We start from the raw sequence: 12059 nt of genomic DNA on the forward strand, positions 1-12059 counted from the left end.
AACCACCAAAGAATTCGCCTAGAAGTTTAATGAAAGCTCCCCGGAGCCAACAGGAGAAAGCGCCTTGAAAGACTTACTGAATTTGCTCAAGTCCCAGGGACAAGTCGAAGAGTTCGACTCTATTCGTATTAGCTTGGCATCACCTGAAATGATTCGTTCCTGGTCGTTTGGCGAAGTGAAAAAGCCAGAGACCATTAACTACCGTACCTTCAAGCCAGAGCGCGAAGGTCTATTTTGCGCCAAGATCTTTGGCCCGGTAAAAGATTACGAGTGCTTGTGCGGTAAATACAAGCGCATGAAGCATCGCGGCATTATTTGTGAAAAGTGCGGTGTGGAAGTGACCTTGGCTAAAGTGCGTCGCGAGCGCATGGGCCACATTGAACTGGCGAGCCCGGTTGCTCACATCTGGTTCCTGAAATCACTCCCGAGCCGTATCGGTTTGCTGCTGGATATGACCCTGCGTGATATCGAGCGCGTACTCTATTTTGAATCCTACGTAGTAACCGAACCGGGGATGACTACGCTGGAGCGCGGCCAATTGCTCACTGACGAGCAATACTTCGAGGCCATGGAAGAGTTTGGCGATGAGTTCGAAGCGCAAATGGGGGCTGAAGCGATTCAGACTCTGATGCGTGCTATCGATTTGGAATCAGAAATTCAACGCCTGCGCGAAGAAATTCCAAACACCACCAGTGAAACTAAAATTAAAAAGTACTCCAAGCGCTTGAAGCTGCTGGAAGCATTCTTCTTCTCCGGTAACAAACCGGAGTGGATGGTAATGGAGGTGTTGCCAGTATTGCCGCCTGACTTGCGTCCATTGGTTCCATTGGATGGCGGTCGTTTTGCGACGTCTGACCTGAACGATTTGTACCGCCGCGTGATCAACCGTAACAACCGTTTGAAGCGCCTGCTGGATTTGAATGCGCCAGACATTATCGTGCGCAACGAAAAACGTATGCTGCAAGAAGCGGTAGATGCATTGTTGGATAACGGTCGTCGTGGTCGTGCGATCACCGGATCGAACAAGCGTCCGCTGAAATCCTTGGCTGACATGATCAAAGGTAAGCAAGGTCGTTTCCGTCAAAACCTGCTCGGTAAGCGCGTTGACTACTCTGGTCGTTCGGTAATCGTAGTAGGTCCAACCCTGCGTCTGCATCAGTGCGGTCTGCCGAAGAAAATGGCTCTGGAATTGTTCAAGCCGTTTATTTTCAGCAAACTTGAATTGCGCGGCTTGGCTACCACCATTAAAGCTGCCAAGAAAATGGTAGAGCGCGAAGAAGCGGTAGTGTGGGATATCCTCGACGAAGTAATCCGTGAGCATCCAGTACTGCTGAACCGTGCACCAACACTTCACCGTCTTGGTATCCAGGCGTTTGAGCCGGTACTGATTGAAGGTAAAGCGATTCAGCTCCACCCGCTCGTTTGTTCTGCGTATAACGCGGACTTCGACGGTGACCAGATGGCAGTTCACGTTCCCCTGACTCTTGAAGCTCAGTTGGAGGCGCGTGCGCTAATGATGTCTACCAATAACATCCTGTCTCCAGCGTCAGGCGAACCAATCATCGTTCCTTCCCAAGACGTGGTATTGGGTTTGTACTGGATGACTCGCGACCGTGTTAATGCGAAAGGCGAAAACATGGTATTTGCTGATACTGCCGAGGTATCGCGCGCATACTACTCCAAGCAGGTTGATTTGCAGGCGCGTATTAAGGTGCGCCTGAGCGAAACACTTATTGGCGAAGAGGGTGAAAAAACCACTACGGTTAAATTGGTAAGCACTACCGTTGGCCGTGTACTTTTGTGGGAAATAGTACCACCAGGTATGCCGTTGGAAATGATCAACCGTCCGATGGTGAAAAAGGCTATTTCGGCTGCAATCAACTATTGCTACCGTGTTGTAGGGTTGAAGGCGACCGTTATTTTTGCTGACCGTTTGATGTACATGGGCTACGACTTCTCTACTAAGTCAGGCTCATCAATCGGCGTTAACGACTTTACTATTCCAGCTGCCAAAGCTGACATCATTGCTCGCGCTGATGCTGAAGTAAAAGAAATTGAAACCCAATACGCCTCAGGTCTGGTTACCCAAGGTGAGAAGTACAACAAAGTTATCGATATCTGGTCGCGCGCTAACGACCTGGTAGCTAAATCGATGATGGAAGGTATTTCCAAAGAAGCTGTCATAAACCGCGATGGTGTGGAAGAGCTGCAGCCTTCTTTCAACTCAGTATTTATGTATGCCGATTCAGGTGCGCGCGGTTCGCCCGCTCAGATCCGTCAGTTGGCAGGTATGCGTGGATTGATGGCGCGTCCAGATGGCTCGATTATCGAGACACCTATTAAGGCAAACTTCCGTGAAGGCTTGAACGTACTTCAGTACTTTATTTCTACCCACGGTGCGCGTAAAGGTTTGGCGGATACCGCCTTGAAAACCGCTAACTCAGGTTACTTGACCCGTCGTTTGGTTGACGTTGCCCAGGACCTGGTAGTTACCCTGCAGGACTGTGGTACCGATGAAGGTCTGACCATGTCGCCGGTAATTGAAGGCGGTGACGTAATCGAATCTCTGGGTGACCGTATCCTCGGTCGCGTGGTGGCGCGCGATGTCATTCGTCCGGGCAGCGATGAGATTCTGGTTCCAGCTGGCACCATGATTGATGAAGCCTGGGTTGGTCGTATTGAAGAAATGGGTATCGACGAAGTATTGGTGCGTTCACCAATTACTTGTGAAGCGCGCAGCGGTATCTGTTCTATGTGTTACGGTCGCGATTTGGCCCGTGGTCATCGCGTTAACGTGGGTGAGGCAGTTGGTGTTATCGCGGCCCAGTCAATCGGTGAGCCAGGTACCCAGCTGACCATGCGTACCTTCCATATCGGTGGTGCTGCATCGCGAGCATCCGCAGCAGATAGCGTACAAGTAAAGCAAGAAGGTACTGTGCGCTTGCTGAACGTTAAAGTGGTTAGCAATCCTGCTGGCAATCTGGTTGCTGTTTCCCGTTCCGGTGAGTTGGCGATTGCTGATGCCAGCGGTCGTGAGCGTGAGCGTTACAAGATTCCTTACGGCGCATTGATTACTGTTAAAGACGGCGAAGCCGTAAAAGGCGGTCAAGTCATTGCCAAGTGGGACCCACATACCCACCCGATCGTATCGGAAGTGGCGGGTACTGTTGCTTTCTCCGGTATGGAAGACGGCCTTTCTATTCGTCGTCAAACCGACGAGTTGACTGGTTTGAGCTCTATCGAGATTCTGGATCCGGCTGAGCGTCCATCCGCGGGTAAGGATTTGCGCCCAGCGGTAACTCTGGTTGATGCCAAAGGCAAAGAGCTGTTCCTGGCGAACACCAATGTGCCGGCGCACTACATGCTGCCTGCCAAAGCAATATTGAGTATCAATAACAGCGATAGCATCAACGTGGGTGACATTATTGCGCGTATTCCACAAGAAGGCTCCAAGACCCGTGACATCACCGGTGGTCTGCCGCGCGTTGCTGACTTGTTCGAAGCCCGCCGTCCAAAAGAGCCGTCAATTCTGGCGGAAATTAGTGGTACCGTTAGTTTTGGTAAAGAAACTAAGGGCAAGCGCCGCTTAATCATTACCCCAACAGATGGTCAGGTGTTGGACGATGGCTCAACGCATTACGAAGTGCTAATTCCAAAGCACCGCCAACTCACTGTGTTCGAGGGCGAAATGGTTGCCAAAGGTGAGGTTGTGTCTGACGGCCCGGCCAACCCACACGACATTCTGCGTTTGCAGGGTGTTGAGGCTCTGGCTCGTTACATCACTAACGAAATCCAGGACGTTTATCGCCTGCAAGGTGTGAAGATCAATGATAAGCACATTGAGACTATCGTCCGTCAAATGTTGCGCAAAGTTGAAATCACTACCATGGGTGACTCTACTTTCGTTAAAGGTGAGCAGGTTGAATACAACCAACTGTTGGAGGAGAACGAAAAACTCCGTGCAGAAGCGCGTCAACCAGCCAACTATGAACGTCAGCTGTTAGGTATTACCAAGGCGTCTTTGGCGACCGAGTCGTTCATCTCTGCTGCATCCTTCCAAGAAACAACCCGCGTACTGACCGAAGCGGCGGTAACCGGCAAGAAAGATACCCTGCGCGGCTTGAAAGAGAACGTGGTAGTGGGGCGTCTGATTCCAGCAGGCACTGGTTTGGCTTATCACTCAGACCGCAAGCGTCGCCGTGAAGAAGCTGCTAACCAGGACGTCGGTGTAAGCGCAGAAGATGTTGAAGCAGCATTAACTGAGGCATTGAAATCAAGCATTAACTAAAACTTGATCAACTGCTGAGGTGTGGGCGAGCTTTTTCGCCCAATGCAAAACCCAAGCAAGGCTGGCGTCCCCAGCCTTGCTTTTTTATCAGCCCGTGTCGATGGATAAGGCTATTAAATAAGCGGGTTTTGCCTTGACGGTGGGTGGGTGCATCTTTACAATGCGCCACCCACTTTTACCCAAGTGGGAAGCTGGTCTGTTTTTTTAAACCGCTTTCTTAAACCTGCCTTCGTGATGAAGGCGAATATCTATGGAGTTTGTTTTCATGCCAACGATCAATCAATTGATTCGTAAGCCAAGAAAACCCATCGTAGACAAGAGTGACGTTCCAGCTCTGCAAGGTAACCCGCAAAGACGCGGTGTTTGCACTCGCGTGTATACGACTACCCCTAAAAAGCCAAACTCGGCACTACGTAAAGTATGTCGCGTACGTTTAACCAATGGCTTTGAAGTGACCTCGTATATCGGCGGTGAAGGCCATAACTTGCAAGAGCACAGCGTGGTGCTGATTCGTGGTGGTCGTGTTAAAGACTTGCCAGGTGTGCGTTACCACACTGTACGCGGTTCACTGGATACTTCCGGTGTTGCCAAGCGTAAACAAGGTCGCTCCAAATACGGTGCGAAACGTCCTAAGTAATAGCTGGCGGATAGTATCCGCCGCCTGTTTTAGTTCGTTAATGTTTTCGGTTTAACCGAGTAAGGCCAAGCAAGCTGTAAGCAATAGGGTTTATAGGGTTGTCTTGGGAAATTCCTGAAGAGAGGCTTTTAAAATGCCAAGAAGACGTGTCGTCGCCAAGCGCGAAACGCTGCCGGATCCAAAGTTCGGTAACGTGACTCTGGCGAAATTCATGAACCACGTAATGATTAGTGGAAAAAAGTCGGTAGCAGAGCGCATTATTTATGGTGCTATGGATATCGTTAAAACCAAATTGAATCGTGATCCTTTGGAGGTTTTCTCTGAGGCTCTCGAAAACATCGCTCCATTGGTTGAAGTTAAATCTCGCCGTGTGGGTGGTGCTACTTATCAAGTGCCTGTCGAAGTTCGCGCATCTCGTCGCACCGCTTTGGCAATGCGCTGGTTGGTGGATTACTCGCGCAAGCGCGGTGAAAAGTCCATGCCTGCTCGTTTGGCAGGTGAGTTGATGGATGCTGCTCAAGGTAAGGGTGCTGCGGTGAAGAAGCGTGAAGACGTACACCGTATGGCTGAAGCGAACAAAGCGTTCTCTCATTTCCGCTTCTAAGTGGGAATGGCTTCGACTTATCTGGGTGAGGGTTAAAGGCAGCATGGCTGCCTTTGCCTTTTTTAAAGAATTTGTAATTGAGGAAGCACAGCCGTGGCGCGTAAAACTCCCATAGCACGCTACCGCAATATTGGTATTTGTGCGCACGTGGATGCTGGTAAAACTACCACCACTGAGCGCGTTCTTTTTTATACCGGTTTGTCGCATAAAATTGGCGAAGTGCATGATGGCGCTGCCACCACCGATTGGATGGTGCAGGAGCAGGAGCGTGGCATCACTATTACATCTGCTGCTATTACTACCTTCTGGAAAGGTATGGCCGGCCAATTCGACGAGCATCGCGTTAACGTAATTGATACTCCCGGTCACGTAGACTTCACCATTGAAGTGGAGCGCTCTTTGCGCGTGCTTGATGGGGCGGTGGTTGTGCTCTGCGGCTCTTCGGGTGTTCAGCCTCAAACTGAAACGGTCTGGCGTCAGGCCAATAAATACGAAGTTCCACGCATTGTGTTTGTTAACAAGATGGATCGCACTGGTGCGAGTTACTTGCGTGTTATCGAGCAGCTCAAAACCCGTTTGGGTGCCAATCCAGTTCCCCTGCAAATGACGATTGGTGCTGAAGACCAATTTAAGGGGGTTGTTGATCTTGTAAAAATGCAGGCCATTATTTGGAGTGAGGCTGATCAAGGAATGACTTTTGAATACCAGTCAATTCCAGCTGATTTGTTGGCGCAGTGTGAAAAAATGCGCGAACAAATAGTTGAGGCTGCGGCTGAGTCATCAGAAGAGTTGATGGAAAAGTATCTCGGTGGCGAAGAATTGTCTGAGATAGAAATAAAGGCGGGCATTCGTGCGCGTACTTTGGCTGGTGAGGTTATACCGGTTATTGGCGGCTCTGCGTTCAAGAATAAGGGTGTCCAGGCGATGCTGGATGCTGTGATTGAATACCTGCCATCCCCTACTGAGGTTAAGGCTATCGAGGGGGTGTTGGAAGATGGTGAAACGGTTGCTGAGCGTCATGCAAATGACGACGATCCATTTTCAGCGTTGGCCTTTAAGATTGCTACTGACCCTTTTGTGGGAAGCTTGACCTTTATTCGTGTTTATTCGGGCATGTTGAGTTCCGGGGATGCGGTATATAACTCGGTTAAGGGGCGTCGCGAGCGTGTTGGTCGTATGGTGCAGATGCATGCAAACCAGCGCTCGGAAATTAAAGAGGTTTTGGCGGGCGATATTGCCGCGGTTATCGGCCTGAAGGATGTGACTACAGGTGATACCCTGTGCGATCAAAACAATATTATTGTGCTGGAGCGCATGGATTTTCCGGAGCCGGTAATTCATGTTGCGGTGGAGCCAAAGACCAAGGCTGATCAAGAAAAAATGGGCGTTGCTCTGAGTAAACTGGCTCAGGAGGACCCTTCGTTTCGTGTTAAAACTGATGAAGAGACTGGTCAGACCATTATTGGCGGCATGGGTGAGTTGCACCTGGATATTATCGTCGATCGTATGCGTCGCGAATTTAGCGTTGAGGCGAATATTGGTAAGCCACAGGTGGCTTACCGCGAGGCTATTCGCAACAAGTGTGAAATCGAGGGCAAGTTTGTTCGTCAGTCGGGTGGCCGTGGTCAGTACGGTCACTGTTGGATTCGTTTCGAACCGGGTGCAGACGAAAGTGCTGAGGGCCTCGAGTTTGTAAACGAAATCGTTGGTGGTGTTGTCCCCAAAGAATATGTACCTGCTATCCAGAAGGGTATTGCCGAACAAATGCAAAATGGCGTTTTGGCCGGTTACCCGCTGCTTGGCCTGAAGGCAACTGTCTTTGATGGTTCGTACCACGACGTTGACTCGTCAGAAATGGCGTTTAAAATCGCGGCGTCTATGGCGACCAAGAAGCTGGCCCAGCAGGGTGGTGCGGTTCTGCTAGAGCCCATCATGAAAGTAGAAGTGGTTACCCCGGAAGAGAACATGGGTGATGTTGTTGGTGACTTAAATCGTCGTCGCGGCATGATCCTCGGTATGGATGAAAGTGTGAGCGGCAAGGTCGTTAATGCTGAAGTCCCGCTGGCGGAAATGTTTGGTTATGCGACCTCGTTGCGTTCAGCAACTCAGGGGCGTGCAACCTACACCATGGAATTCCTGAAGTATCAGGAGGCCTCGCGCAATGTCGCTGAAGAGATTATTGCAAAGGGCAAAATGATCCGAGATTACGAATAGTTTGATATTTCATCTTTTGGAGGAATAGAAAAGTGGCTAAAGAAAAGTTTGAACGTAACAAGCCCCACGTCAACGTGGGCACCATCGGTCACGTTGACCATGGTAAAACCACTCTGACCGCAGCTTTGACCAAAGTGTGTGCAGAGAGCTGGGGCGGTAGCTTCGTAGCTTATGACGGTATCGATAATGCACCGGAAGAAAAAGCTCGTGGTATTACCATTAACACTTCTCACGTAGAGTATGACTCTCCAACTCGCCACTACGCACACGTTGACTGCCCAGGCCACGCCGACTATGTGAAGAACATGATTACCGGTGCTGCTCAGATGGACGGTGCGATTCTGGTGTGTGGTGCGACCGATGGTCCAATGCCGCAAACCCGTGAGCACATCCTGCTGTCTCGCCAAGTGGGTGTTCCTTACATTGTGGTGTTCCTGAACAAGGCTGACCTGCTGGCTGAAGACTGCGGCGGTGTAGGCACTGACGAATACAACGAAATGCTGGAATTGGTAGAGATGGAATTGCGTGAGCTTCTGTCTACTTACGACTTCCCAGGTGACGATACTCCAATCATTGCAGGTTCTGCATTGATGGCGTTGAACGGCCAGGACGACAACGGTCTGGGTACTTCCGCTGTGCGTAAGCTGGTTGAGTCTCTGGATAGCTACATTCCAGAGCCAGTACGTGCAATCGATCAGCCATTCCTGATGCCAGTAGAAGACGTATTCTCTATCTCTGGTCGTGGTACTGTGGTAACTGGTCGTGTAGAGCGCGGCATTGTTAAAGTTGGCGAAGAGATTTCAATCGTTGGCTTGAAAGACACTCAAAAAACCACCTGTACTGGTGTTGAAATGTTCCGCAAGTTGCTCGACGAAGGTCGTGCTGGTGAGAACGTTGGTGTTCTGTTGCGCGGTACTAAGCGCGATGACGTTGAGCGTGGTCAGGTTCTGTGTAAGCCGAACTCTGTAACTCCGCACACCAAGTTTGAAGCGGAAGTGTACGTTCTGTCCAAAGAAGAAGGTGGTCGTCACACTCCATTCTTCAAGGGCTATCGTCCACAGTTCTACTTCCGTACTACTGACGTAACTGGTGCAGTAGAGTTGCCGGAAGGTGTAGAAATGGTTATGCCAGGTGACAACATCAAGATGGTTGTTACCCTGATTCACCCAATCGCGATGGAAGACGGTCTGCGTTTTGCTATCCGTGAAGGTGGTCGTACTGTTGGTGCTGGCGTTGTTGCCAAAATCATTCAGTAATTAATCTGAGTGTAAAAAAGGCGGGCATATGCCCGCCTTTTATTTTATATGAATCGGGTTGTTTTTGGTTTGATCAAAATAATCGCAGTTAATCTGTTTATTTGTTGACAGGTCAATAAGTCGCCCTTAGAATTGCGCCTCCTTTCGCCGGGGTGGTTTTATCTTGGCTTACTGGAAGTTCTTTAAACAAACAACTGGAGTTTGGTTCACATGCAGAATCAACGCATTAGAATTCGCCTGAAGGCTTTTGATCACAAGCTTATTGACGCCTCAACTCAAGAGATCGTCGAAACAGCAAAGCGTACAGGTGCTCAAGTGCGCGGTCCGATTCCGCTGCCGACTCGTAAAGAGCGCTTCACTGTATTGATTTCCCCGCACGTTAATAAAGACGCGCGTGATCAATACGAGATCCGTACACATAAGCGTTTGCTGGATATTGTTGAGCCTACTGAAAAAACTGTTGATGCACTTATGAAGCTGGATCTGGCTGCTGGTGTTGAAGTTCAAATTAGTCTCGGCTAAGTAAATGTTTAATGTTCGGGCGCAGGTGCGTTCCGGACTGTGTAACGCTCTGAAATGGGCGGCCATAGCGGGTAAAAGCCCCGTACACTAAGAGGTTAGTAAAATGACGATTGGTATTGTCGGCCGCAAAAGCGGTATGACTCGTGTATTTACCGATGATGGTGTTTCCATCCCTGTTTCTGTGATTGAGGTTGCTCCTAATCGCATTACTCAGGTTAAGAGCGTCGAAGTTGATGGTTACGCTGCTGTGCAAGTGACTGTTGGCTCTCGTCGTGCCTCCCGTGTTACCAAGTCAGAAGCTGGTCACTTTGCCAAGGCAAATGTTGAGGCTGGTCATGCTTCATATGAATTGCGTAACGATGCTCAAGAAGCATTCGAAGTAGGTGCATCGATCACTGTAGAGTCTTTCTCCGCAGGTCAAATTATCGATGTTACCGGTACCTCCAAAGGTAAAGGTTTCGCTGGTACTGTTAAGCGTTGGAACTTCGGTATGCAAGATGCCACTCACGGCAACTCTCGCTCACACCGCGTTCCTGGCTCGAATGGCCAGTGTCAATCTCCCGGTCGCGTATTCAAAAACAAGAAAATGTCTGGTCACTTGGGTGCTGAGCGTGTAACCGTCCAGAATCTCGAGATCGTTCGCGTTGATGCTGAGCGTAACCTGATTCTTGTTAAGGGTGCTATTCCTGGTGCTCCAGGTGGCGACGTTATTGTGCGTCCTGCTGTTAAAGCGCGCTCTAACGGTTAATTGTCCGGGGGAAAACGACCATGGAATTAAATATTGTTAGTCCTGGCGGCACACAGGGTACTGTTTCAGTATCTGAAGTGGCGTTCGGTAGAGAGTTTAACCAAGACTTGGTTCACCAAGCGGTAGTTGCCTATTTGGCAGGTGCTCGTCAGGGTACTAAAGCGCAAAAAACTCGCGCTGAAGTGTCTGGCGGTGGCAAAAAGCCTTGGCGTCAAAAAGGTACTGGCCGCGCTCGTGCTGGTACTATTCGCAGCCCAATCTGGCGTGGCGGTGGTGCGACTTTCGCAGCTAAGCCTCGTAATTTCGAACAAAAGCTGAACAAGAAAATGTACCGTGCTGCATTGCAGTGCATTCTGGCTGAGTTGAATCGCCAGGAGCGTTTGATTGTTGTTGAAAGCTTTGATGTTGATGCACCAAAAACTAAAGCATTGGTGCAAAAGCTGGCGCAATTTAACTTGACTGAAGCGTTGATCGTTACTGAAGAGATGAGTGAAAACCTGTTTCTTGCTTCACGCAATCTGCACAAAATCGGTGTGATTGATGTGCAAGGTGTTGACCCGGTAAGTCTGATTGGCTTCGATAAAGTTGTTGTCACTGTTCCTGCTCTGAAAAAATTTGAGGAGATCCTGGGATGAACCAAGAACGCATTTATAAAGTGTTGCTAGGTCCAGTGGTGTCTGAGAAGTCAGCAGCAGCTGGTGAGTCTGGTAATCAAGTGGTTTTCAAAGTATTGGCTGATGCTAATAAGTTGGAAATTAAAGCCGCGGTTCAAGCACTGTTCAACGCCAAAGTTGAGTCTGTACGTGTATTGAACGTTAAGGGTAAAACCAAGCGTACACGCTACGGTATCGGTAAAAGATCCGACTGGAAAAAAGCGTATGTTCGTCTTGAGCAAGGTCAAGAAATCGACTTTGCGGTAGCTGAGTAAGGGGAACGTTGATATGTCAATTGTAAAATGTAAACCAACCTCTCCTGGTCGTCGCTTTGTAGTAAAAGTTGTTAACCCTGATTTGTACAAGGGTGACCCTTACGCGCCGCTGTTGGAGAAGAAATCCAAGTCGGGTGGTCGTAATAACGCCGGTAGAATTACTACTCGACACGTTGGGGGCGGCCATAAGCAGCATTACCGTGTAGTAGATTTTCGTCGCAATAAAGACGGCATTCCTGCAACTGTTGAGCGTATTGAGTACGATCCAAATCGTACCGCTTATATTGCTCTGGTTTGCTATGCAGATGGTGAGCGTCGCTACATCATTGCGCCCAAAGGTTTGAGCGCTGGTGACAAAATTGAGTCGGGTAATGCCGCAGCTATTAAAGCGGGTAATACCTTGCCAATTCGTAACATCCCGTTGGGTAGTACAATTCACTGCGTTGAATTGAAGCCTGGTAAAGGTGCTCAGATTGCTCGCTCTGCTGGTGCTTCTGCTCAGTTGGTTGCGCGCGATGGTGCTTATGCAACTTTGCGTTTGCGCAGCGGTGAAATGCGTAAGGTCTTGAGTGATTGTCGTGCAACGCTTGGCGAAGTTTCTAACAATGAACACAACTTGCGTTCATTGGGCAAGGCTGGTGCAAAACGTTGGTTAGGCATTCGTCCTACTGTTCGCGGTGTTGCGATGAACCCGGTCGATCACCCAATGGGTGGTGGTGAAGGTCGTACTTCTGGTGGTCGTCATCCAGTATCACCATGGGGTGTTCCAACCAAGGGTTACAAAACGCGCAGTAACAAGCGCACCGATAACATGATTGTTCGTCGTCGCGACAAGAAATAAGCGCCGACTTAACAGCTGAAT

10 protein-coding genes are annotated in these 12059 nt (G+C 49.6%); all 10 read left to right on the forward strand.

Features of this window, described 5'->3' with window-relative positions:
* The first annotated feature begins 64 nt into the window (after positions 1 to 64).
* The 10 genes from rpoC to rplB all read left to right on the forward strand — a co-directional run bounded on the left by rpoC (position 65) and on the right by rplB (position 12038).
* Positions 65 to 4288: a DNA-directed RNA polymerase subunit beta' gene (gene rpoC, locus D0C16_RS19345; RefSeq protein ID WP_151033866.1), complete on the forward strand. Its 4224-nt coding sequence runs from the start codon at positions 65 to 67 to the stop codon at positions 4286 to 4288.
* A gap of 265 nt (positions 4289 to 4553) precedes the next feature.
* The gene (gene rpsL, locus D0C16_RS19350; protein WP_039913035.1) at positions 4554 to 4925 is read left to right on the forward strand and encodes a 30S ribosomal protein S12; all 372 of its coding nucleotides are present in this window, start codon (positions 4554 to 4556) and stop codon (positions 4923 to 4925) included.
* Positions 4926 to 5058: 133 nt separating this feature from the next.
* Positions 5059 to 5529 carry a 30S ribosomal protein S7 gene (gene rpsG, locus D0C16_RS19355; protein WP_049630925.1) on the forward strand — a complete coding sequence of 157 codons (471 nt, stop codon included), beginning with the start codon at positions 5059 to 5061 and terminating at the stop codon, positions 5527 to 5529.
* A 93-nt stretch (positions 5530 to 5622) separates the two neighbouring features.
* A complete protein-coding gene (gene fusA / locus D0C16_RS19360) occupies positions 5623 to 7743 on the forward strand; it encodes an elongation factor G (RefSeq protein WP_151033867.1) in 2121 nt (706 codons plus the stop codon).
* A gap of 32 nt (positions 7744 to 7775) precedes the next feature.
* Entirely contained in the window at positions 7776 to 8999 is a 1224-nt protein-coding gene (gene tuf, locus D0C16_RS19365; RefSeq protein WP_151033858.1) for an elongation factor Tu, read from the forward strand.
* A 210-nt stretch (positions 9000 to 9209) separates the two neighbouring features.
* Complete coding sequence (gene rpsJ / locus D0C16_RS19370; protein WP_007644456.1) at positions 9210 to 9521, forward strand: 30S ribosomal protein S10; 312 nt, start codon at positions 9210 to 9212, stop codon at positions 9519 to 9521.
* Positions 9522 to 9624: 103 nt separating this feature from the next.
* Positions 9625 to 10269, forward strand: a complete 645-nt coding sequence (gene rplC / locus D0C16_RS19375; protein WP_151033868.1) for a 50S ribosomal protein L3 — start codon at positions 9625 to 9627, stop codon at positions 10267 to 10269.
* 20 nt (positions 10270 to 10289) lie between these two features.
* Complete coding sequence (gene rplD, locus D0C16_RS19380) at positions 10290 to 10904, forward strand: 50S ribosomal protein L4 (RefSeq protein WP_151033869.1); 615 nt, start codon at positions 10290 to 10292, stop codon at positions 10902 to 10904.
* On the forward strand, positions 10901 to 11197 hold the full coding sequence (gene rplW / locus D0C16_RS19385; RefSeq protein WP_151033870.1) for a 50S ribosomal protein L23: 297 nt from the start codon (positions 10901 to 10903) through the stop codon (positions 11195 to 11197). The genes rplD and rplW overlap by 4 nt, the downstream gene beginning before the upstream one ends.
* 13 nt (positions 11198 to 11210) lie before the next feature.
* On the forward strand, positions 11211 to 12038 hold the full coding sequence (gene rplB / locus D0C16_RS19390) for a 50S ribosomal protein L2 (protein WP_151033871.1): 828 nt from the start codon (positions 11211 to 11213) through the stop codon (positions 12036 to 12038).
* Positions 12039 to 12059 lie beyond the last annotated feature (21 nt).

The sequence above is a fragment of the Cellvibrio sp. KY-GH-1 genome (assembly GCF_008806975.1).
Taxonomy (GTDB): Bacteria; Pseudomonadota; Gammaproteobacteria; order Pseudomonadales; family Cellvibrionaceae; genus Cellvibrio.